At 68.2% G+C, this 21497-nt stretch carries 23 protein-coding genes; 12 read left to right on the forward strand and 11 right to left on the reverse strand.

All coding sequences use genetic code 11. The annotated features are described in order from the left end of the window. The first annotated feature begins 35 nt into the window (after positions 1–35). On the forward strand, positions 36–1481 hold the full coding sequence (locus JOE57_RS14445) for an FAD-dependent oxidoreductase (RefSeq protein WP_204919031.1): 1446 nt from the start codon (positions 36–38) through the stop codon (positions 1479–1481). Here the strand turns inward: JOE57_RS14445 and JOE57_RS14450 are convergent. Both JOE57_RS14450 and JOE57_RS14455 read right to left on the reverse strand, forming a co-directional pair. Beyond that, positions 1478–1858, reverse strand: coding sequence for a DUF3037 domain-containing protein (locus JOE57_RS14450; RefSeq protein ID WP_204919033.1), 381 nt, complete (start codon positions 1856–1858; stop codon positions 1478–1480). The genes JOE57_RS14445 and JOE57_RS14450 overlap by 4 nt on opposite strands. Beyond that, the gene (locus tag JOE57_RS14455) at positions 1855–2613 is read right to left on the reverse strand and encodes a HipA family kinase (protein WP_204919035.1); all 759 of its coding nucleotides are present in this window, start codon (positions 2611–2613) and stop codon (positions 1855–1857) included. The genes JOE57_RS14450 and JOE57_RS14455 overlap by 4 nt, the downstream gene beginning before the upstream one ends. A gap of 373 nt (positions 2614–2986) precedes the next feature. Here JOE57_RS14455 and rplU point away from each other — a divergent pair, with 373 nt between their 5' ends. From rplU to JOE57_RS14510, 11 genes are all read left to right on the forward strand, one after another. Then, on the forward strand, positions 2987–3298 hold the full coding sequence (rplU, locus tag JOE57_RS14460) for a 50S ribosomal protein L21 (RefSeq protein WP_204919037.1): 312 nt from the start codon (positions 2987–2989) through the stop codon (positions 3296–3298). A gap of 9 nt (positions 3299–3307) precedes the next feature. Next, positions 3308–3580 carry a 50S ribosomal protein L27 gene (rpmA, locus tag JOE57_RS14465; protein ID WP_204919038.1) on the forward strand — a complete coding sequence of 91 codons (273 nt, stop codon included), beginning with the start codon at positions 3308–3310 and terminating at the stop codon, positions 3578–3580. A gap of 252 nt (positions 3581–3832) precedes the next feature. Continuing rightward, a complete protein-coding gene (gene obgE, locus JOE57_RS14470; protein ID WP_204919040.1) occupies positions 3833–5335 on the forward strand; it encodes a GTPase ObgE in 1503 nt (500 codons plus the stop codon). Further along, entirely contained in the window at positions 5313–6506 is a 1194-nt protein-coding gene (gene proB, locus JOE57_RS14475; protein ID WP_204920475.1) for a glutamate 5-kinase, read from the forward strand. Before obgE ends, proB begins: the two co-directional genes overlap by 23 nt. A 191-nt stretch (positions 6507–6697) precedes the next feature. Next, entirely contained in the window at positions 6698–8368 is a 1671-nt protein-coding gene (locus JOE57_RS14480; protein WP_204919042.1) for an ABC transporter substrate-binding protein, read from the forward strand. Positions 8369–8474: 106 nt separating this feature from the next. Further along, positions 8475–9515 (forward strand): ABC transporter permease, encoded by a 1041-nt coding sequence (locus JOE57_RS14485; RefSeq protein WP_204919044.1) that lies wholly within the window; start codon positions 8475–8477, stop codon positions 9513–9515. Next, positions 9512–10453, forward strand: coding sequence for an ABC transporter permease (locus JOE57_RS14490; RefSeq protein ID WP_239578955.1), 942 nt, complete (start codon positions 9512–9514; stop codon positions 10451–10453). The genes JOE57_RS14485 and JOE57_RS14490 overlap by 4 nt, the downstream gene beginning before the upstream one ends. A 2-nt stretch (positions 10454–10455) precedes the next feature. After that, entirely contained in the window at positions 10456–11529 is a 1074-nt protein-coding gene (locus JOE57_RS14495; RefSeq protein WP_204919046.1) for an ABC transporter ATP-binding protein, read from the forward strand. Beyond that, entirely contained in the window at positions 11526–12641 is a 1116-nt protein-coding gene (locus JOE57_RS14500) for an ABC transporter ATP-binding protein (protein ID WP_239578956.1), read from the forward strand. The genes JOE57_RS14495 and JOE57_RS14500 overlap by 4 nt, the downstream gene beginning before the upstream one ends. 88 nt (positions 12642–12729) lie before the next feature. After that, positions 12730–13191, forward strand: coding sequence for a pyridoxamine 5'-phosphate oxidase family protein (locus tag JOE57_RS14505; protein WP_204919048.1), 462 nt, complete (start codon positions 12730–12732; stop codon positions 13189–13191). A gap of 80 nt (positions 13192–13271) precedes the next feature. Then, positions 13272–13778 carry a methylated-DNA--[protein]-cysteine S-methyltransferase gene (locus JOE57_RS14510; protein ID WP_204919051.1) on the forward strand — a complete coding sequence of 169 codons (507 nt, stop codon included), beginning with the start codon at positions 13272–13274 and terminating at the stop codon, positions 13776–13778. 28 nt (positions 13779–13806) lie between these two features. Here JOE57_RS14510 and JOE57_RS14515 read toward each other — a convergent pair whose 3' ends face one another. The 9 genes from JOE57_RS14515 to JOE57_RS14555 are packed head-to-tail and all read right to left on the reverse strand — an operon-like array spanning position 13807 to position 21479. After that, positions 13807–14445, reverse strand: coding sequence for a prepilin peptidase (locus JOE57_RS14515; protein ID WP_204919053.1), 639 nt, complete (start codon positions 14443–14445; stop codon positions 13807–13809). Between the two features lie 4 nt (positions 14446–14449). After that, complete coding sequence (locus JOE57_RS19220) at positions 14450–15349, reverse strand: type II secretion system F family protein (RefSeq protein WP_204919055.1); 900 nt, start codon at positions 15347–15349, stop codon at positions 14450–14452. 31 nt (positions 15350–15380) lie between these two features. Then, positions 15381–16337, reverse strand: coding sequence for a type II secretion system F family protein (locus tag JOE57_RS14525; RefSeq protein WP_204919057.1), 957 nt, complete (start codon positions 16335–16337; stop codon positions 15381–15383). Then, positions 16334–17812 carry a TadA family conjugal transfer-associated ATPase gene (locus JOE57_RS14530; RefSeq protein WP_204919059.1) on the reverse strand — a complete coding sequence of 493 codons (1479 nt, stop codon included), beginning with the start codon at positions 17810–17812 and terminating at the stop codon, positions 16334–16336. The genes JOE57_RS14525 and JOE57_RS14530 overlap by 4 nt, the downstream gene beginning before the upstream one ends. Then, complete coding sequence (locus JOE57_RS14535) at positions 17812–19089, reverse strand: CpaE/TadZ family protein (RefSeq protein WP_204919061.1); 1278 nt, start codon at positions 19087–19089, stop codon at positions 17812–17814. The genes JOE57_RS14530 and JOE57_RS14535 overlap by 1 nt, the downstream gene beginning before the upstream one ends. After that, positions 19086–19811, reverse strand: a complete 726-nt coding sequence (gene cpaB, locus JOE57_RS14540; RefSeq protein WP_204919063.1) for an RcpC/CpaB family pilus assembly protein — start codon at positions 19809–19811, stop codon at positions 19086–19088. Before cpaB ends, JOE57_RS14535 begins: the two co-directional genes overlap by 4 nt. Positions 19812–19823: 12 nt before the next feature. Beyond that, positions 19824–20780, reverse strand: coding sequence for a pilus assembly protein TadG-related protein (locus JOE57_RS14545; RefSeq protein WP_204919065.1), 957 nt, complete (start codon positions 20778–20780; stop codon positions 19824–19826). Continuing rightward, positions 20768–21211 (reverse strand): TadE/TadG family type IV pilus assembly protein, encoded by a 444-nt coding sequence (locus tag JOE57_RS14550; protein ID WP_204919068.1) that lies wholly within the window; start codon positions 21209–21211, stop codon positions 20768–20770. The genes JOE57_RS14545 and JOE57_RS14550 overlap by 13 nt, the downstream gene beginning before the upstream one ends. Positions 21212–21260: 49 nt before the next feature. Next, positions 21261–21479 carry a Flp family type IVb pilin gene (locus JOE57_RS14555; protein WP_204919070.1) on the reverse strand — a complete coding sequence of 73 codons (219 nt, stop codon included), beginning with the start codon at positions 21477–21479 and terminating at the stop codon, positions 21261–21263. Positions 21480–21497 lie beyond the last annotated feature (18 nt).

Raw genomic sequence — 21497 nt, forward strand, 5'->3', positions numbered from 1 at the left:
GCCTCGATCCTGTCACGGATCGGCAATACTGAGGCATGCCCGCTGAGAACCAGCCACTTGTCGTCGCGATCATCGGGGCCGGCCCCTCCGGGATCTATGCAGCCGAGGCGCTCAGCCAGCAGAGTGAGGTGCCCGTGCAGGTGGCCGTCCTCGATCGGCTGCCGGTGCCGTTCGGTCTGGTCAGGTATGGGGTCGCACCCGACCACCACTCGATCCGCTCGATCCGCAACACCCTGGAACGCACCCTGAGCAAGGCCGGGGTCCGTTTCTATGGTGACGTCACGATCGGCAGGGACGTCACCGTCGACGAGCTGCGATCCACCGTCGACGCGGTGATCTACGCCTTCGGTGCCGGTTCGGACCGGCGGTTGGGGATCGAGGGCGAGGACCTGGTCGGCAGCATCGCGGCGCCCGAGTTCGTCGCCTGGTACTGCGGTCACCCCGACGTGCATCCGGACACCGATCGGACGGCGCGACGGACGGCCCCCGATGAGCTGGAGCTTGAGGCCGAACGGGCGGCGCAGCTGGTCGCCACCACCCGTCAGGCGGTGGTCGTCGGCGTCGGCAATGTAGCGTTGGACGTGGCCAGGGTGCTGATCAAGTCGGCGGACGAGCTGGCCGAGACCGACATGGCCGACGACGTGCTGGCCTCGCTGGCCGGAAAGACCGTGACCGATGTGTACCTGCTGGGTCGTCGTGGACCGGCCTACACCTCGTTCACCACCAAGGAGCTGCGCGAGATCGGACAGCTGCCCGGCGTAGACGTGATCATCGACGAGCGTGACCTCGAGCTGGACGAGTCGAGCCAGGCCGTGGTCGGTCAGGACAAGGTGGCGGCGCGCAACGTGGCGGTGATGAGGGAATGGGCGACGCGGCAGCCGAGCGGGGCGAGCAGGCGGATCCACTTCCGGTTCTGGACCAGGCCGATCCGGCTGCTGGGAGAGGGGAGGGTCCGTGCGGTCGAGACCGAACGCACCCGACTGAACGCCGACGGTTTCGTCGACGGGGCTGGGCCGGGCGAGACGATCGAGGCGCAGCTGGTGGTCCGATCCGTTGGATACAAGGGGATCGAAATGCCTGGGGTGCCCTTCGACGAGTCGACCGGTCGGGTGCCGCACTCCGAGGGTCGCGTGATCCGTGACGGAGCCTTCTCCGACGACGAGTACGTGACCGGATGGATCAAGCGTGGCCCGACCGGGGTGATCGGCACCAACAAGTCCGATGCCGTCGAGACGGTGACCTCACTGCTGGCGGATGTGCACGACGGCGACGTGGTGCCACGGCACCGGATCGACGAGCTGGACGCTCTGCTGGCCAGCCGAGGCATCCACCCTCTCGGCATGCCCGCCTGGCGCCGGATCGACGCCGCCGAGATCGAGCTCGGACACAGCCATGGTCGGGAACGGACCACTCTGGCGCACCGGGCCGAGCTGCTCGCTGCTGCTGATGAGCCTGACGACGAGGCCGGCCGGGAGAGCTAGTGGACGAGCCGGGTGAGCAGCTCGGCCAGGGTGCGCTCCGGGTCGCGGGTGACCCCGGCGTGCACGGGGGAGGGCTGGACGACCGTGCTCCGCGGGGCCGTCAGGATGCCGAACCGGGTGGCCAAACCGGTGTTCTCGCGAGCGCTGCCGACAGGCTCGTGGCATCCGCGGACGACCGACTCTGCGGAGGTGCGGATCGCGTCCAGGTCGGCGTCCGGCGCCAAGGCCAGCAGCCGCCGTTCGTTGATGTCCAGGGCGGCGGCCAGGAACTCGTCGGCCTGGCAGTAGATGATCACCCCGACATTGACATACTCACCGCGCTCGACCCGTGGCACGGCCCGCAGAACGGCGTACTGAAAGGGCTTCGGATCGTTCACGGCAGCCACTCCTCGGCGGCGTCGAGGCGAGCCAGGAGGTAGTCGCAGTAGGCCGCGCGGGCGGCGTCGGCGTCGACCGGGGCGCGTGGGTCGGGCCGGTCCGGGTCCGGAGCCAGCCACGCGTCCGGGACCTGTGCCGTGGCCGCTGCGATCGCCTCCGCGCTGACCCGCTGCGCGAGTTGATCATGAACCTGTCGGGGATCGGCCAGCGGGCTGAGCACATGATCGGCATAGTTGTAGGTCGAGCGGGCGAAGCTGTCCCGGCTGCTCCACGCATGATGGAACCGCAGGCAGGCACCGTGGTCGATCACCCACAGGTTGCGGTGCCAGATCAGCAGGTTGGTGTTGCGGATGCTCCGATCGACGTTGGCGACGAAGGCGTCCAGCCAGACGACCTTGGCCGCCTCCTCCCGGGCGACGGCGAAGCCTCGGTCGTAGCCGACCGAACCCGGCAGGAAGTCGATGGCCAGGTTGAGGCCGGCACTGGAGGTGACCAGCTCCTGCACCTCCTCATCCGGCTCCCGGCGTCCGATCTCGGCGTCCACATCGATCAGGGCGAGGTCGGGCGTTCGGATCTCGAGGGCGCGCGCCAGCTCGGCAACGATGATCTCTGCAACCAGGGCCTTGGGCCCCTGCCCGGCGCCGGTGAACTTGACCACGTACGTCCCGGAGTCGTCCGCCTCCATCAGTCCGGGCAGCGAACCGCCCTCTCGCAACGGCGTCAGGTAGGCCGTGGCGGCGATCCGTGGGAGCACGCTGACAGGCTAGTGGGTGGCCTCCCGCGGTTGGCCGGGACCGGCTGGCGACACAGTGTGTCACCCGGTGTCGCCGGGATTGGACATTGGGTAGTTAAGTGCCTAGAGTCATGCTCGCATTGCCCCGCGCTTACCCCCCGAGAAGCGCGGGGCAATGCCTGTTATCGGCGCCGAGCCCTGCCCGCAGGCGAAGCGGGGAGCGGCGCTCCGGTTTGACCCCGCTCATGCGGGTGCGTAGTCTTGACCCTCGGTGCGCGGACTGTTCTTGTTTGATCGGTCGAGGCGTACTTCCGGTGTGCACGTCTGCAGATCTTCTAGGGGGATTCGGACCGCATGCCCAACCAGACGAAACTGATAAGAGAGTAGGTCAGGCGTGTACGCGATCGTGCGTAGTGGCGGCCGCCAGCACAAGGTCGCTGTCGGCGACGTCATCGAGGTCGACAAGGTTGATGACCCTGCTGTTGGTGCGCAGGTGAATCTTCAGCCCGTGCTGGTTGTTGACGGCGAGACCGTCACGTCCGACAAGTCCGGACTCGGCTCGGCGAGTGTCACGGCCGAGGTGGTCGGGGCGAGCAAGGGTCCGAAGATCCACATTCTGAAGTACAAGAACAAGACCGGCTATCGCAAGCGCCAGGGGCACCGTCAGCGGTACACCCAGGTCAAGGTCACCGGGATCGAGAGCTGAGGGAACGACATGGCACACAAAAAGGGCGCGTCCTCGACGCGGAACGGTCGTGACTCCAACGCGCAGCGCCTCGGCGTCAAGCGGTTCGGCGGCCAGCTGGTCAATGCCGGCGAGATCATCGTCCGGCAGCGCGGCACCCACTTCCACCCCGGCGACGGAGTTGGCCGTGGCGGCGACGACACCCTCTTCGCCCTGCGCGAGGGCCACGTGGAGTTCGGGTCGAAGCGTGGACGTCGCGTCGTCAACATCACCCCGGTCGAGGCTGCTGTCTCGGCTGAGTAAGACAGTCTTTCCGAGCAGGGCGGCCCAGATGTCCGGGGCCGCCCTTTCTCATTTCCCGTCCCGCCTCCCCTGGCGGGTGCGGCCCCCCTTTTTTGTCGGTTACCCCGTGGTCGGTTTCCCAAGTCAACCTGGGAAACCGTCACTCAGCCAGGCAAATTTGCCTGGCTGAGTGACAGTTTCCCTAGTTGACTTGGGAAACTGAACGCAAGTCCCGTAGCCGACCCGCAGCAGTACGTACGTTAGGAGCGTCCGATGGCGATTCCCAGTTTCGTCGACCGGGTGACCCTGCACGTCTACGGCGGCAACGGAGGCCACGGTTGCGCGTCCGTGCGGCGGGAGAAGTTCAAGCCGCTGGGCGGTCCGGACGGGGGCAACGGCGGTGACGGGGGGTCGGTCATCCTGCGCGTCGACCCGGACTTGACCACCCTGGTGGACTATCACCGCCAGTCCCACCGCAGGGCGCCGAGCGGGGTCCCCGGCAAGGGGGACAACTCCAATGGTGCCCGGGGCGAGGACGTCATCCTGGCCGTACCTGACGGCACCGTCGTCTCCGACGCGGACACCGGCGAGCAGCTGGCCGACCTGACGGGGGTCGGCGCCGAGCTGATCGTCGCCCAGGGCGGTAGAGGTGGACTCGGCAACGCCGCGCTCGCCTCCGCCAGCCGCAAGGCGCCCGGCTTCGCTCTGCTGGGCGAGGAGGGTGAGACCCGCACCATCACCCTCGAGCTCAAGGTCGTCGCCGACGTCGGCCTGGTCGGTTTCCCGAGCGCCGGCAAGTCCTCCCTGGTCGCAGCCATCTCCCGCGCCCGGCCGAAGATCGCCGACTATCCGTTCACGACCCTGGTGCCGAACCTGGGCGTCGTCGTCGCCGGCGACGTGACGTACACCGTTGCGGATGTGCCCGGGCTGATCGAGGGTGCCAGCGAAGGCCGCGGGCTGGGCCACGACTTCCTCCGCCACATCGAGCGGTGCGCGGCGCTGGTGCACGTCCTCGACTGCGCCACCTTCGAGCCAGGCCGGGACCCGCTGTCGGACCTGGACGTGATCGAGGCCGAGCTCTCCGCCCACGGCGGACTCGAGGACCGGCCCCGGCTGGTGGTGCTGAACAAGATCGACATCCCTGACGCCCGCGACCTGGCTGACATCGTCGCCGCGGACATCGAGGCGCGCGGCCTGCGGGTGTTCAAGATCTCGACCAAGAACGGTGAGGGGCTGCAACAGCTCAGCTTCGCCCTCGCCGAGGTGGTGGCCGAGCGGCGGGCCGCCCTGCCGCCACCGGCACCGGCCCGGATCGTTCTCCGCCCGGCGGGCGTCGCCGGTGGCAAGGACGAGTTTCAGATCGCCCGCGAGGGTGAGCTCTGGCGCGTGCGTGGCGACAAGCCCGAACGCTGGGTGCGGCAGACGGACTTCAACAACGCCGAGGCGGTCGGCTATCTGGCCGACCGCCTCAACCGGATCGGCATCGAGGACCGGTTGCTGGAGCTGGGCGCGCGGGCCGGCGACGGGGTCGCCATCGGGGGCGAGGATGCAGTGGTGTTCGACTTCGCTCCGCAGATCGACGTCGGCGCCGAGATCCTCAGCCGACGCGGTGAGGATCAGCGGTTCGAGGCCGACCGACCGGCGGCGCAGCGTCGGCGGGTCAAGGATGAGGCCTACCGAGCCGCCCGGGAGGCCGGCCCGCTGGGCGACGGCTTCGCCGAGCCGGAGTTCGAGGACGAGACCGATGACGAGAATGCCACCGGACGCCGCGGCTGACCGGGCTGCCACCCGTGCAGCGGCCCAGCTGCGCACCAATATCGCCGAGGCGCACCGGGTGGTCGTCAAGGTCGGCTCATCGTCACTGACCACGCCCAAGGGTGGGATCGACCCGGAACGGATCGAGAAGCTGGTCGACACGTTGGCGCAGGTGCGCAACGGCGGCCGGGAGGTGGTGCTGGTCTCCTCGGGAGCGATCGCCGCCGGGCTGTCGCCGCTGGCCCTGAAGACCAGGCCGCGTGACCTCGCCACCCAGCAGGCCGCCGCGTCCGTCGGCCAGGGCCTGCTGATGGGCTACTACACCCAGTTCTTCGGTCGCCGCGGCCTCGGCGTCGGTCAGGTGCTGCTCACCGTGGACGACGTGACCCGGCGCAGCCACTACCGCAACGCCTACCGTACCCTCGGCAAGCTGCTCGAGCTCGGTGTGGTGCCGGTCGTCAACGAGAATGACACTGTCGCCACCCACGAGATTCGGTTCGGCGACAACGACCGGCTGGCCGCCCTGGTGGCCCACCTGGTGCATGCCGACGCGCTGGTGCTGCTGAGCGACGTGGACTCGCTCTACACGTCCAACCCGAGCAAGCCTGGTGCACGCCGGGTTGCCGACGTACGCTCCGACGCCGACCTGGCCACTATCGACACCTCCGCCCGGGGCTCCGACGTCGGCACCGGAGGCATGACCACCAAGATCGACGCGGCCCGGATCGCCACCTCTGCCGGCATTCCGGTGGTGCTGACGCTGGCCGACCGGGCGGCCCGGGCTCTGGCCGGGGAACCGGTCGGCACCTGCTTCCACCCGACCGGCAAGCGGCGTCCGACCCGGTTGCTGTGGCTCGCGCACGCGACCGACGGGCACGGTGAGCTGTGGCTGGACGACGGAGCCGTGCGGGCGGTGGTGCAGCGCAAGGCCTCGCTGCTGCCGGCGGGCATTACCTCGGTCAAGGGGTCGTTCGCCTCCGGTGAGCCGGTCGACCTGGTCGCCCCCGACGGTACGGTGGTGGCGCGCGGCCTGGTGAACTACGACGCCGACGAGCTGCCCGACCTGATCGGTCGGCAGACCCGCGACCTGGCGGCCGAGCTGGGCGCCGGCTATGACCGTACGGTGGTGCACCGCGATGCCCTCATCGTGCTGGTCACCCACCCGGGTCCGCGGCCCACCGCGTCGGCCTGACAGCAGCCGAGGGGTCGGTCGTGTTGCGCCGAGGTTGCACCTTGACAACAAGATGCTCCAGGGTCCGCACCGGTCTGTGACGCGGTGGAGTCAGTGGAGTAATGTCTGCCCAGACTTAGCGGGACATCACCCGTCCAGGTCAGGACTTTTCGAGCCGGACCCACCGGTCCGCACAAAAAGAGGTGACTCCAATGCGGTTCAACAAATCATTCGGTAAAGGGGTGGCGCTCGTCGCGTCGCTGGCGGTGCTGGGCACGCTCGGCGCCTGCGCCAAGAGCCAGCGCGACACGGGCAGCGGCACCGCCAGCACCAGCGGCGGAGACTTCGTCTTCGCGGCCTCGTCCGACCCGGTCATGCTGGATCCGGCGATGGCCAGCGACGGCGAGACGTTCCGGGTCTCGCGTCAGATCTTCGAGGGGCTGGTCAGCACCAAGCCCGGAACCGTCGACCTCGAGCCGCTGCTGGCCAAGTCGTGGACCAACACCCCGGACGGCAAGAGCTACACCTTCACGCTGCAGGAGGGCGTCAAGTTCCACGACGGCACCGACTTCAACGCCGAAGCCGTCTGCGCCAACTTCGACCGGTGGTACAACTGGACCGGCCTGAACCAGAACGAGAACATCACCTACTACTACGGCAAGCTGTTCAAGGGCTTCAAGGACAGCAAGACCAAGGGCATCTACGACAGCTGCGAGGCCAAGAGCGCGACGCAGGCGACCATCAAGCTCAACACGCCGTTCGCCGGCTTCGTGCAGGCGATGACGCTGCCAGCGTTCTCGATGCAGAGCCCGACGGCGCTGAAGAAGTACAACGCCGACGACACCAAGGGCACCGAGACCGATCCCCGGTTCTCCGCCTATGCGACTGCGCACCCGACCGGGACCGGCCCGTTCAAGTTCGACAAGTGGGAGCGTGACCAGCAGGTGACGTTGACCCGCAACGACGACTACTGGGGTGACAAGGCGAAGGTCAGCAAGGTCATCATCCGCACCATCAGTGATCCGAAGGCTCGCACCCAGGAGCTGGAGGCGGGCAACATCGACGGCTACGACCTGGTGGCTCCCGCCGATGTCCAGGCGCTGAAGGACAAGGGCTTCCAGATCGAGAACCGGCCAGCGTTCAACATCCTCTACCTCGGGTTCAACCAGAAGAACAAGGCGCTGAAGAACCTCAAGGTCCGGCAGGCGATCAGCTATGCGATCGACAAGGCTGCCGTGGTCAAGCAGTCGCTGCCCGAAGGGTCCGCACCGGCCAAGGAGTTCATGCCGTCGATGGTTGAAGGCTACGAGGAAGGCGTGACCGACTACGCCTACAACCCGACCAAGGCCAAGAAGCTGCTCAAGGAGGCCGGAGCGGAGAACCTGACCCTGCGGTTCGCCTACCCGACCGGTGTCTCCCGGCCCTACATGCCGACGCCGGAGGACACCTTCGTCGCCATCAAGTCCCAGCTGGAGGCGGTCGGCATCAAGATCACCCCGGTGGCCGCCAAGTGGAGCCCGGACTACCTCGACCTGGCTCAGTCCCCGGAGGGAACCACCAAGCGGGACATCCACCTGCTCGGCTGGACCGGCGACTACAACGACCCGGACAACTTCATCGGCGTCTTCTTCGGTGCCAAGTCCAACGAGTGGGGCTTCGACAACCCGAAGCTGTTCGCCGACCTGAAGAAGGCCCGCGAGCTGCCCACGCGTGAAGAGCAGACCCCGCTGTACAAGCAGATCAACAAGGAGATCGCGGACTACGCTCCCGGCGTCCCGATCGCCCACCCGGCGCCGTCGCTCGCCTTTGGCAAGGGCGTCAAGGGCTACGTCGCCAGCCCGGTCCAGGATGAGGTGTGGAGCAACATCACCGTTGATCGGTGAGCTGCCGTCAGCACCTGATCAACCCACAGGCCATGGCAGGGACGGCTCTGACCGAGCCGTCCCTCGCCGGGTCTGAAGCCAGCCCGCGCGGACGAGAGGGCCACCGATGTTGAGATTCGCCGTCAGGCGACTGCTGCTGATGGTGCCGGTGTTGTTCGGCCTGAGCATTCTGCTGTTCATGTGGCTCCGGGCGCTCCCCGGCGACCCGGCGCGCGCGCTGCTGGGGGAGAAGGCCACGCCGGACTCAATCGCCCGGCTGAACGAGGTGTACGGCTTCAACAAGCCGCTGTGGCAGCAGTACTTCATCTACACCAAGGCGCTGCTGTCGGGCGACTTCGGGGTCTCGCCGCGAACCGGCGAACCGGTGCTCGGCACCTTCCTCGAGCGGTTCCCGGCGACCATCGAGCTCGCGGTCGCTGCGCTCATCTTCGCCATCGCCGTCGGTATCCCGCTCGGCTACTTCGCCGCCAAACGGGCCGGCGGCCTGCTGGACACGATCACGGTGGGCGGCTCGCTGCTCGGTGTGGTGATCCCGGTCTTCGTGCTGGCCTACCTGCTGAAGGTGGTCTTCGCGGTCGGTCTGCCCGGCAGCGTCTTCGGCTTTCCGCTGTCGGACCTGGCCTTCCTGCCCTCCTCCGGCCGGCAGAACGCGCGGATCGACGCGACCCACATCACCAACTTCTACGTGCTCGATGGCCTCATCACCCGTGAGTGGGACGCTGCCTGGGACGCCGTCCTGCACCTCATCCTGCCAGCCATCGCGCTCGGGTCGATCCCGCTCGCGATCATCGTCCGGATGACCCGGGCGTCGGTCATCGACGTGCTGAACGAGGACTACGTCCGCACTGCCAACGCCAAGGGACTGGCCCGCCGGGTGATCACCCGGCGGCACGTGCTGCGCAACGCCATGCTGCCGGTCACCACAGTGATCGGCCTCCAGGCGGGTGCGCTGCTCGCCGGTGCGGTGCTGACCGAGTCGGTGTTCGCGATCAACGGCATCGGCAGCTATCTGTTCACCGCCATCAGCAGTCTGGACTTCGCCGTCCTGCAGGGCTTCATCCTGTTCATCGCGGTGGTCTACGCCCTGGTGAACCTGGCCGTCGACCTGTTGTACGGACTCATCGACCCGAGGTTGCGTACCGCATGACCGTCACCGACCCTTCTGCAACCGGACGCCCGGCATCGCTGTCCGCGATCATGGGTGACGGCGTCAGCGACGAGCGGGGCACCAGCCTCTGGCAGGGTGCGTTCGAGCGGCTGCGGCGCAACCCCTCGGCCATCCTCGGTGCGATCATCGTGCTGGCCTTCGTCGTGGTCGCGGTCTTCGCTCCGCTGATCGCCCCCTACGACCCGGCCAACAGCGCCTGGATCGGCCAGGTCACCCCGACCGACGTGCCCGGGGCCTCGCCGGGTCATCTGCTCGGGCTGGACCCGTTCGGCTCGGACCTGTACACCCAGCTCATCTTCGGTGCCCGCCAGTCCTTGATCATCGGGGTGGTGTCCACCGCGCTGGGTCTGCTCGGCGGGTTCGTGATCGGCAGTATCGCCGGTGCCTTCGGCGGTTGGACCGACACCCTGGTGATGCGGCTGGTCGACATCATGTTGTCCATCCCCGCCCTGCTGCTGGCGGTCAGTGTCGCTGCGGTGATGGGCCGTCGGCCGAGCGCGATCATGATCGCCATCGCCGTCGCCCAGGTCCCCATCTTCGCCAGGCTGCTGCGGGGCTCGATGCTGTCTCAGCGCGGTCAGGACTACGTGCTGGCCTCCAGCTCCTTGGGGCTGCGGAGGCGGACCATCGTGATGAGCCATGTGCTGCCCAACTCCCTCGGCCCGGTGATCGTGCAGGCCACCCTCACCCTGGCCACAGCCATCATCGAGGTGGCCGCACTGTCCTATCTCGGCCTCGGTGCACCGGATCCGACCGTGGCCGAATGGGGGCGGATGCTGGTCAAGGCCCAGGACCGGCTGCAGAGTGACCCGCATCTGACTCTGCTGCCCGGCGCCTGCATCGCCGTCACGGCGCTCGGCTTCACCCTCCTCGGTGAGGCGCTGCGCGAAGCACTCGATCCGAAGTCGAGGCGATGACCATGAGCTCGACCACGACCCGCGTGACCAGGCGTGGGGCCCGGGAGCCCGTCAACCGCGACGAGGTGCTGCTGGAGATCAGGGACCTGCAGGTCCAGTTCCAGCGGCGCGGTACGGTGCCGACGACCGCGGTGGACGGGGTGTCGTTCACCGTCAGGCCGGGGGAGGTCGTCGGTGTCGTCGGTGAGTCTGGAAGTGGCAAGTCGGTCACGGCGATGGCGGTGATGGGACTGTTGCCGGAGCGGACCAGCAGGGTCAGCGGCGAGGTTCTCTACCGTGGTCGGGACCTGCTGGCGTTGAACGCCAACCAGATGTCGGCTCTGCGGGGGCGTGACCTCGCGATGGTGTTCCAGGATCCGATGAGCTCGCTCAACCCGGTCATCCCGATCGGGCTGCAGGTGACCGAGGTGCTGCGTCGACACCAGGACATCTCCCGAGCCGATGCCCGGACCGAGGCGGAGGATCTGCTGCGTCGTTGCGGCATCCCCGACCCGGCCCGGCGGTTGCGTGAATATCCGCATCAGCTCTCCGGCGGCATGCGGCAACGGGCACTGATCGCCATCGCCCTGGCCTGCAAGCCGGCCCTGCTGATCTGCGACGAGCCGACCACCGCGCTGGACGTGACCATCCAGGCCCAGGTGCTCGAGCTGCTCAAGGAGCTGGTCACCGAGTCGGGCACGGCGATGATCATGATCACCCACGACCTCGGTGTGGTGGCCGGTCTGTGCGACTCCGTCAACGTCATGTACGCCGGGCGGATCGTCGAGTCAGCCGGGCGACGGGAGCTCTTCGAACATCCCCGCCACCGCTACACCGAGGGGCTGCTGAACTCCATCCCACGGCTGGACGCGCCCAGGGGCGAGCCGCTGCACCCGATTCCCGGGACGCCGAGGGACACCGTTGCCTGGTCGCGGGCCTGCGCCTTCGCGCCGCGATGCGCACACGTGCAGGAGGACTGCATCGTCGGCGGGCTGGAGCTCGTCCAGATGGGTCGCAGCGGGCACCAGGTCCGGTGTATCCATCCGGCCGCCGAGAATCCGACCGATGAGGCATCCGAGCCCAGGGAGCTGCGATGAGTGAGAAGGTCCCCGATCCCGGGCAGATGACCGACGCCGGGGTCCTACTTGCAGTCAGCGGCCTTCAGGTGCACTTCCCGATCAAGAAGGGGCTGGTCTTCGACCGGACCATCGGCCATGTGCGCGCCGTGGATGGGGTCGACCTGCAGGTCAGGCGTGGGGAGACCTACGGCCTGGTGGGGGAGTCGGGCTGTGGCAAGTCGACCTTCGGCCGGGCCGTGCTGCGACTGGAGGAGCCCACTGGTGGCACGGTGATCTTCGACGGCCAGAACATCAACGGGCTGGGCCGGGAGCAGCTGCGGCTGACCCGACGCCGAATGCAGATGGTGTTCCAGGATCCGTTGGCCAGCCTGGACCCGAGGATGAGCATTCAGAGTCTGTTGATGGAACCGCTGAAGACGCACGGTCTGTCGGAGGCGGACAAGGCGGAGTTCGGTGCCGACAGCCCCTCCAGCCACCTGGCCAAGGTGGCGTCGATGCTTGAGGTGGTGGGGCTGCCGCGGGCCGCGCTGGCCAAGTATCCGCATGAGTTCTCCGGTGGTCAGCGGCAGCGGGTCGGCATCGCCCGCGCGATGATCTTGAACCCGGATCTGGTCATCGCCGACGAGCCGGTCAGCGCGCTGGACGTCTCGGTGCAGGCTCAGGTGATCAACCTCCTCGAGCATCTGCAGGATCTGCTCGGCCTGACCTACATCGTCATCGCTCATGATCTTGCCGTGGTGCGGCACATCAGCGACACCATCGGTGTGATGTACCTCGGCCGGCTGGTGGAGGAGGCGGCCAGCGACGACCTCTACGCCCGGCCGCTGCACCCGTACACGATCGCGCTGATGTCGGCGATCCCCATCCCGGACCCGGTGGTGGAGGACCAACGCGAGCGGATCCTGCTGCGTGGCGACCTGCCCAGCCCGGCCAACCCGCCCAGTGGCTGCCGCTTCCACACCCGCTGCCCGTTCCGCCAGGAGACCCGGTGCGACACCGAGGAACCCGTTCTTCGGGAGCTGGTCGAGCTCGCTCCGGGCAGACGGGTGGCCTGCCACTACGCCGAGGAGATCCTGTCCGGAGCGATCGGTGTCGCAGACGCCGGACTGGTGGTCGAGCCGAGTCGCTGAGGGCGCCGGATCCGGGCGGCGTGACCCCTTCCACGGCCCTACCGAGGCGCGTAACGTCGACGGTGAGGCAGCGGCGAAGGAGCACGACATGAGCACAGCGCAGGGGGACGTCTCCCTTCTCAACGATCCGGTGGCCCAGGAGATGCTGACCGCGGCGGTACCGGCCCGGCTGGCCTACACCTGGCTGGACGGCACGCCTCGAGTCGTGCCGGTCTGGTTCCACTGGGACGGTACGGCGATAGTCCTCGGCACCCCGCCACGGGCACCGAAGCTCAAGGCGCTGGCCGCCCGTCCCGAGGTGGCCGTCACCATCGACAGTAACTCGTACCCGTACCACGTTCTGTCGTTGCGCGGCAGGGCAACCGTCGAGATGCTGGACGATCTGTCCTCGGAGTATGCAGCGGCGGCGGAGCGATACTTCGGGGCGGAGCAGGGGAGGGCCTGGGCCGACCAGCTGCGCGGTCAGCCGATGGCCCGGATCCGGATCGTTCCGGACTGGGTGGCCATCCTGGACTTCGAGCACCGGCTGCCCAGCGCCCTATCAGCGTAAGCACACTGTCAGGCTGAGCGTCGGGTCAGCCCCGCGATCGGCGCTGCACAGGTGTCAGTCCCGGCACGTAGGTTGGGATCATGTCCAGTGAGCTGTTCTCCGACCAGTTGGAGAGCCCGGTCGGGACGGTCCGGGTGATTGCGGGCCCGGCTGGTGTCCGGCGGGTCGGCTGGCAGCTTAAGGCGGGCGATGCGGCGACGTCAGGTCGGGACCCGACGCTGGGGGCGGCGTTGCGGCAGCTCCGCGAGTACTTCGCGGGCGAGCGACAGGTGTTCGAACTGCCGATGGACCTGGTTGGTCTGGTGGGCAGTACGCGGACGGTGCTGCTGACGCTGGTGGCGACGGTCGGCTACGGCCAGACCATCAGCTACGGTGAGCTGGCCGCCCGCAGCGGATCGGGAGTGCCGGCCCGGGCCATCGGGTCGATCATGGGCGCGAACCCGCTGCCGTTGATCATCCCGTGCCACCGGGTGGTGGCCCACGACGGACTCGGTGGCTACTCCGGCGGCGACCCGGGCTGTGGTCTGGAGACGAAGCGCCGGCTGCTCGAGCTGGAAGGAGCCATGCCTCCCACCCTGCCGCTCTAGCCCAGTCGGCTCCCGACCGGGCGACAACCTACAGGAAGAAGGGTCCCCAGGCCGCGCCGACGGCCGCGCCCGCCACCATCAACGGTCCGAACGGGTAGGACCTGCGCCGGTCGGCCCGGACAGCGACCAGGAGCACCAGGGCGGTCACGGCACTGAGTGCGAAGGCCGCCAGGCTGCCGAGCAGAACCGGTGACCAGCCCAGCCAGCCGAGGAATGCCCCCAGCACGCCGGCGAGCTTGACGTCGCCGAGCCCGAGATTGGACGGCGAGATGAACGCGAGCACGAAGTAGCAGACCAACAGGACGGCCGCGGCGACGGCGGCCCGGCCGAGCCGACTCCACTCCTGGTGCAGGGCGGCAGCGACGGTCAGCGGGACCAGCAGCAGTGGGTAGAGCGGACCGACGATGAGGTCCGGCAGCCGCTCCGACGCCAGGTCAACGGCCGCCAGCAACGCGCAACCGAGGGCCAGCAGGGCGAAGCCGACCAACTCGGCCGCACCGGTCGCGACCGCCGCGGCACCGGCGCCGGCAGCCACCGCCAGGCTGGCGGGAACGACAGGGCGGAGCCAGCCCGAACTGGAGTCGGCGAGCGCGCGGAGCCAGGGACTGAGGCCGGCCGCTGCCAGTCCGCTCACGACGGCGGTCAGGACGACGATCTGGGTACCCACGGGGTCAGCTGAACGCCTTGATGATGTCCATCACGGCTGGCCCGAGCAGCACGATGAAGAGGACCGGCAGGATGCAGAGCATCAGCGGGAAGATCACCTTCACCGGGATCTGCATGGCCTTCTCCTCGGCCCGCTGGCGCCGCTTCATCCGCATCTCCGCCGCCTGGGTGCGAAGCACGTCGGCGATCGAGATGCCATACGCGTCGGCCTGGATCACGGCCCGGATGAACCGGCGCAGGTCCGCGGTGTCGGTCCGCGTCGCCAACGCCTCGTACGCCTGACGCCGGGAGCGGCCCATCTGGATGTCCTGCAGGGTGCGGACCAGCTCCTCGGCCAGCGGGCCCTTGCCGTTCTTCCCGGCCCGCGCCATCGCGGAGTCGAAGCCGAGGCCGGCCTCCACGGCGATGGTCATCTGGTCGAGGGTGTCGGCAAGCTCCAGGGCGATCTTCTGGTTGCGTTCCTTGCCGCGGCTCTGCAGCAGCAGCTCGGGCAGGAAGTAGGCGACAACGGTGACGATGATTGTGATCGCCACCACCAGGGCGGTGGGCTTGGAGCTGACGTAGAGCAGGCCGAGTCCGCCGGCCACCAGGGCGAGCAGGAGCTTGGTCACCATCAGCCGCTCGAGCGGCCAGGCTGCCGGCCGCCCGGCTCCGGCCAGCAGTCGGTCGAGCCGCTGAGCGGTACCGGGAGGGCTGAGCCGCCTGGCCAGCGCCGTCAGTCCGCTCGGACGTTCGGCTGCGCTCAGCGCGTCCAGGTTCGCCTCCCGGTCCGTTCGCTGCAGGCCACGCTGCAGGTTGGTCATCACCTGCTGGTGCATCCGGTCCGGGCGGGCGAACAGCGACCATGCCAGCAACGGCAGGGACAGGCTGATCGCGGCGGTGGCGATCAAGATGATGGGTGGCACGGCGATCTGTCCTCCTGGGGACGCGAACGAATCAGAACTTGAAGCTGACGACCTTGCGCAGCCAGAGGCCGCCCACGGTCAGCAGGATGACACCGGCAAGGATCAGACCGTAGCCGACGTAGCTCTGGGTGAACTTGGCCATGTAGGCCGGGTTGGAGAACATCAGGAAGCCGCCGATGCCGAACGGCAGCGCCATCAGCACGTAGGCCGACAGGGTGCCCTCGGCGCTGAGCGCCTTCACCTGGCGACGGATCTGGTTGCGTTCGCGGATGGTGTGGCCGACACCGTCCAGCACCTCGGCGAGGTTGCCGCCGACCTCGCGGTTGATGGCGATCGCCTGGGTCACCCAGACGAAGTCCTCGCTGTCCATCCGCTGCGCGGTCTCCTCCAACGCCTGGCCGACCTCGCGGCCGACCCGGGTCTCGTTGATGATCCGCGCGAACTCCTCCGACGTCGGCTCCTCCGCCTCGCGGGCCACGGAGTTCAGCGCCTGCAACAGGCTGTGACCGGCCCGGAGGCTGCTGGCCATCAGCTGCAGAGAGTCCTCCAACTGGTCGGCGAACGCGCGCTGGCGTCGGCTGGCGAGCACACCCAGCATCACCTTGGCCAGCACCGGTACGGCCAGCGCGAGCAGCAGTCCGAGCAGCGGCCCCGCCAGCAGCACACCGATCGCCGCAGCGGAGAGCGCAGAGACGATGACGAGCAGCGCGAAGTCCTGCATCCGGGTCTTCACGCCGGCCCGCTCCAGCGCGGCGGCGGTGGCACCCGCGCCACCGCGTCGGCTGAGGGCGCGGTCGATGATCGCCGTCGCACCCGCGGTCGCCTTGGCAAGCGGTCCCAGCTCAGGTGCCGCACCCAGCCGCCGGCGCGCCAACGGCAGCCGGGCCGGTCCGGGCGCCAGCACCAGGTAGACGACCATCAGCACGGCCAGCGAGCAGACAGCCACGCCCGCCATGGCCAGCTGGAAGGGGGTCAGCAGAGACGTCATCGCAGACCCTGCCGCTGGCTGGGGGTGCCGAAGACGCGCGGTGAGAGGGTGATGCCCATCTCGTCGAAGCGGTCGGTGAAACGTGGACGGACACCGGTTGCGATGGGCTTGCCGAGGAACTTGCCGCTGGCGTCCACGCCGGCGGAGAAGTCGAACAGGAAGGCATCCTGCAGGGTGACCGTCTGTCCCTCCATGCCCTGGACCTCGGTGACGGCCGTCACCCGGCGGGTGCCGTCCCGAAGCCGGGACAGCTGGACGATGACGTCGACGGCCGAGGCGATCTGCTCGCGGATGGCCCGCAGCGGCAGGTCCATCCCGGCCATCAGCACCAGCGTCTCGAGCCGGGCGATCGCGTCGCGCGGAGAGTTGGCGTGCACGGTCGACAACGACCCGTCGTGGCCGGTGTTCATGGCCTGCAGCATGTCCAGGCTCTCCCCCCCGCGGACCTCGCCGACGACGATGCGGTCGGGACGCATACGCAGCGAGTTGCGCACCAGTTCGCGGATGCCGATCTCACCCTTACCCTCGATGTTGGGCGGACGGCTCTCGAGCCGCACGACATGCTCTTGCTGCAGCTGCAGCTCGACGGCGTCCTCGATGGTGACAATCCGCTCGCCTTCGGGGATGAAGGACGAGAGGACATTGAGCAGGGTCGTCTTGCCGGTGCCCGTACCGCCGGAGACGATGATGTTGAGCCGCGCCTCGACGCAGGCCTGCAGCAGCTCGGCCATCTCCGGTGACAGCGTCCCGAAGTTGATCAGGTCGTTGACCTTGAACGGGTCCTTGGAGAACTTCCGAATGGTCAGCGACGAGCCGTTAAACGCCAGCGGCGCGATCACCGCGTTGACCCGAGAGCCGTCCGCCAACCGGGCGTCGACCAGCGGGGACGACTCATCGATCCGCCGCCCGACGCGGGACACGATCCGCTCGATGATCCGGCGGAGGTGCTCCTCGGAGGCGAACCCGGCCTGGGCCCTGGTCAGCTTGCCGTCCTGCTCGACATAGACCATGTCCGGGCCGTTGACCATGATCTCGGTCACCGTCGGGTCGTCCAGTAGACGCTGCAGCGGCCCGTGGCCGAGGACCTCGTCCTGGACGTCGCGGATCAGTCGCTGTTGCTGCTCTGCGGTGAGCGGGACCTTCTCCTCCTCGACGACATGGTTCAGCTCGGAGCGGACCAGTGCGTGCAGCTGCTGCTCGCTGAGCGACGGGTCGTTCAGCCGGGCACCCATCCGGGCGAACAGAGCGGTGGCCGCCCGATCCTTCAGCTTGGTCAGCGGGTCGCTGCCGGCAGTGACGATCATCGGCTCGGGCCGCCGGGCCGGCGCCGCGGTTGCGACGGCGGCGGTGGCCGCGGGACGCGGTGCGGTGGCCACGGTCGGGCTGACCGCGGTGGCCACCGGCTCGGGTGCAGGCTGACGCTGTGGCGTCGACTCACCGGTGCGGGCCTTGTGCAGGCGCTCGGAGAGGTTCATCAGGCCACGACCTGCCGGGTGCGGCGCCAACGGGAGGCTGCCCGCTTGGGGTGGACCTTGACGGCCTTGGCCTCGACCGGGATCTGCAGCGGAACGGCCTCGACCGGCAGCAGGTCCTGACCCCCGGCTGCGACCAGCCGCTCGACGAGTTTGCGGAGCTGCTTGGTGAGCGGGTCTTTCACGCCGCTCTGCAGCAGCGGGACGCCCTGGTTGACTGCGGTGATGGCCGCCTTGGAGCGGGGAAGCTCGAGGTCGACGGAGGCGCCGATGGTGACCTCGACGTCGGCCACCGACAGCAGCGACCCGTTGTCGGCGAAGTTCAGCACCACCTGGCGCCGTTCGACGAGCATGTCCAGCTGGGCCAGTGTGTCCAGCTCCTTGCGCATGCCACGTACGCCCGGCACGTCCATGCTGGTGAGCAGGACGAGATCGCTCGTCTGGTCCAGCGCTGCCAGGGTGTGCTCGGAGAGACCCGGTGCGGTATCCACCACGACGTAGCGGAACTCGGCGGCCAGCGTCTGCAGCAGGTGGCTGACGTCCTCACTGGTGATGCCGTCGGCGTCCGCCGGCGAGTCCGGGGCGCAGATGGCGTACAGGCCGGTCTGGTGCTGGGTCAGGAAGGTCTTGAGCACCATCGAGTCGCTCTTCGCCGAGCCTTGGACGGCCTCAGCCAGGAAGTACTCCGGCTCCAGATCCAGTGCGCTCGCAACGTCGCCGAACTGGATGTCCAGGTCGACCAGCACGGTGGAGTTCGGTGCCGTCTGGGCGAGACCGACGGCGATGTTCGTGGCGACGGTGGTCTTGCCCACACCACCCTTGGGGGAGACGACGCTGATCACCCGGCCAGCGGGTCGACCCGTGGCGGCGGACTGGCCCTGAACGGGCAGCGCCACGACCGCCTGGATCCGGGCAGCCTGGGCAGCACGGTCGAGGGTCGAGCGAAGATGCAGCACGTCGGTGGACGGGTTCACGATGTCCCGCACACCGGCGCGCAGCGCGTCGAGGGCGAGCTCCGGACCCTGGTCACTGACCAGCACGACGCTGATCTGCGGGTGCTGCTGGTGGAAGCCGGCCGCCAGCTCGAGCGCCTGCCCTGCGTCCAGCTGGCAGTCGAGGACGACCACCTCAGGCGCCGGGGCACCGTTGAGCTGCGCGAACAACGCCGACGGGTCGAGCGGGAGCGGGCCCTGCGGCAGCGCCAGGTAGTTGCCGCCGGTGGCGTCGTGGATCAGCTCCTCGAGCTCGGCAGAAGCGGTAGCGAGAACGATGCGACTCATTGGAACACGCTCTTTCCGGTGACGACACTGGTGCCGCTCTCTGCGGCGTCCTTGGTTTCGTGAGACAGCCAGATGTGGCCGTTCTCGGCGGTGAAGACGATCTTTTCGGCGTCGCGGGCGCTGACGGCCAGGGTGACCATGACGCTACCCTGGGGCAGCGGGGCCGGCGTTGCTGCCGCGTCCTTGGTGTCCGTCGAGGGTGCGGGCGTGAGACCACCCTGGACCCGGGTCACCAGCACCTTGTGCAGCTGCAGGTGGGTCCCACCACCCTCAAGCGAGAGAAAGACGCCCACCGTGTCGCCCGCGTTGAGGTTGCCGCCGAGCACCCGCTGGGAGTCCAGCAGGACGGACACCTGCTGCAGCCCCTTGGGCACCTCCACTGTGCCGGCCTGGGCCAGCGAGGCCGGGTCGACGAACCGGGAGGCGAGCAGCTGCTCACCCGGCTGCAGCTCGGTGTTGGCCACCCGGCCCTTGATCTCGGCCAGGGTGGTCACGATGCCGGCCGGTACCGCCGAGGCCGGCAGCGTCTTGACGGTGACGAGGTTCGTCAGCTGGTCGCCGGACGTTCCCTCGGGGATGGGCTTGCTGACCACCAGGACGTTGACGGTCCGCATCCCGGCCATGGCCCGCTGGTCCGCGGCGGCGACGTAGCCGAACACCAGCACCGCTCCGACCGCGGCCAGGACGACCGCCACGACGGCGGCGATGAGACGACGTTTCACGATGAGACTCTCTTATTGGGTGAGGGACACGATGGCCGCCCCCAGCTGGGGGGCGGTGGGACTGGAGGTGTAGGCCTCCGTCAGGTCCACGAACTTGGTGAAATATCCCTTGATGCAGCGCTCGCTGCCACTGCAGGGGGGATTCCAGGAATACTGGCCGGCGAAGTAGTAACCGGTCATCTTGAAGGCTGCGTAGCCGTAGATCTTGTACCAGGCGTTGTTTCCCGTACCGCCGGCCTGGTCGAAGATCGGCAGCAGCACCGTCTTGTTCTGTTGCGCCTGGAAATCGGCTGTGCTGCAGCCGGACGGCAGAGAGTTGCCAGTGCTGGAGGTGAGAACGGCCGAGATGAGGCTGTTCTTGCTGCAGGCGCCGGCATCGGGATCGACCCAGCCGAACCCGCCGGGGACCACGTTGTTCGATGGTCCCGTGCACGAGGTGCCGGAACTCTTGCTCAAGTAGACGGTTCGCTCTGTCGTCCCGGAGGGAACCCCGCCGCCGGTCTGGGCTTTGAACTCGCACCAGGAGAACGTCAACGGCAGCACCATCGTCCCGCCGCTGGGGTAGGCCCAATTGGCAGACGACTGTGCGCTGACCGTCTTCTGATTGATCCCGAGGACCGGCGCGAACATGTGTTTGCTGATCCCGAAGTTCTGCACTGTGACGTGACCCGTCGACGGAGCCAGCGCGGGAGTGATGACGATCGGCGTGGCCGTGCCGTTGTTGAGGTTGGCGCTGGCAAAGGTCAGCGCGGTCTGAGAGGGCGTCCCGCAGTTGTTGCGGGAACAGTCCTGAGCGATGGCGAGGGCGGCCGCGTCGGCACCCGCCTGCAGCTGCTGACGTTCGGCCCACATGCCCGCGACGTCGATGGAGATGGCGGCGAAACCCATCAGCGGGATGATCAGCAGCGCGACCATGACGCTGACAGCGCCGCGCTCCGTCTTCCGACGCGGACTTTTCAGCCGTTGCACCGCATGACTCCCTTTCCCCTGAGTGTGATGGTGGTACCGAAGAACCCACTGAGGAAGCTCATCGGATAGGTGACCTGCACCGTCGCCGTGGGCGTCGGTGTCGCGGCGGTGACCACGCAGGTGCCGGGCGTGACGCTGATCTGCGTGTCCGTCAGGTTGAGCGTCGGTGCTGCATTCTTTGCTGCCGTCTTGGCGGCGGCGACGTTGTTGTTCAGCGCCATCACCCGGACGCCTTCGCGGGCGGCGCCCGACAGGGTGGTCTGGATGTTGTAGGCCCGGCCGAACTCGGCGATCCCCAACACGAGCAGCAGCAGCATCGGGACGATCAGGGCGAACTCCACAACGGCGGCCCCGCGTTCACTGCGTTGGCGTTTCATCTCTTCCCCCCGGTAGATGTGATCCAGCTGGCCTGGTGAGGCCCGGCGCAGCACCCCTGGAGCGGGGTGCTGCGCCGGGGCATTCACCCGTGGAGCCGATGGCTCACGGAGCGGCCGGAGCGGCCGGCAGCTTGTTGCTGACCGAGGTGAACAGCGCGTTCAGCTGCCCACCGAGGGTGGTGACGGCGACGATGATGACGACAGCGATCAGGCCGACGAGCAGGCCGTACTCGACAGCGGTCGCGCCGCGGTCCTTACGTCCCTCGAAACGGTCCTGGACGAAGCCGAGGATGGTGTACAGGTAGGCGACTGCACCGGTCATGGTGACTCCTTGGGTTAG

The sequence above is a fragment of the Microlunatus panaciterrae genome (assembly GCF_016907535.1).
Classification (GTDB): domain Bacteria; phylum Actinomycetota; class Actinomycetes; order Propionibacteriales; family Propionibacteriaceae; genus Microlunatus; species Microlunatus panaciterrae.

Coding starts and splice junctions, on each gene's coding strand:
- JOE57_RS14445 (WP_204919031.1), top strand. CDS start 36: ATGCCCGCTGAGAACCAGCCACTTGTCGTCGCGATCATCGGGGCCGGC.
- rpmA (WP_204919038.1), top strand. CDS start 3,308: ATGGCACACAAAAAGGGCGCGTCCTCGACGCGGAACGGTCGTGACTCC.
- obgE (WP_204919040.1), top strand. CDS start 3,833: ATGGCGATTCCCAGTTTCGTCGACCGGGTGACCCTGCACGTCTACGGC.
- proB (WP_204920475.1), top strand. CDS start 5,313: ATGCCACCGGACGCCGCGGCTGACCGGGCTGCCACCCGTGCAGCGGCC.
- JOE57_RS14480 (WP_204919042.1), top strand. CDS start 6,698: ATGCGGTTCAACAAATCATTCGGTAAAGGGGTGGCGCTCGTCGCGTCG.
- JOE57_RS14485 (WP_204919044.1), top strand. CDS start 8,475: ATGTTGAGATTCGCCGTCAGGCGACTGCTGCTGATGGTGCCGGTGTTG.
- JOE57_RS14490 (WP_239578955.1), top strand. CDS start 9,512: ATGACCGTCACCGACCCTTCTGCAACCGGACGCCCGGCATCGCTGTCC.
- JOE57_RS14495 (WP_204919046.1), top strand. CDS start 10,456: ATGAGCTCGACCACGACCCGCGTGACCAGGCGTGGGGCCCGGGAGCCC.
- JOE57_RS14500 (WP_239578956.1), top strand. CDS start 11,526: ATGAGTGAGAAGGTCCCCGATCCCGGGCAGATGACCGACGCCGGGGTC.
- JOE57_RS14505 (WP_204919048.1), top strand. CDS start 12,730: ATGAGCACAGCGCAGGGGGACGTCTCCCTTCTCAACGATCCGGTGGCC.
- JOE57_RS14510 (WP_204919051.1), top strand. CDS start 13,272: ATGTCCAGTGAGCTGTTCTCCGACCAGTTGGAGAGCCCGGTCGGGACG.
- JOE57_RS14525 (WP_204919057.1), bottom strand. CDS start 16,337: ATGACGTCTCTGCTGACCCCCTTCCAGCTGGCCATGGCGGGCGTGGCT.
- JOE57_RS14530 (WP_204919059.1), bottom strand. CDS start 17,812: ATGAACCTCTCCGAGCGCCTGCACAAGGCCCGCACCGGTGAGTCGACG.
- JOE57_RS14535 (WP_204919061.1), bottom strand. CDS start 19,089: ATGAGTCGCATCGTTCTCGCTACCGCTTCTGCCGAGCTCGAGGAGCTG.
- JOE57_RS14555 (WP_204919070.1), bottom strand. CDS start 21,479: ATGACCGGTGCAGTCGCCTACCTGTACACCATCCTCGGCTTCGTCCAG.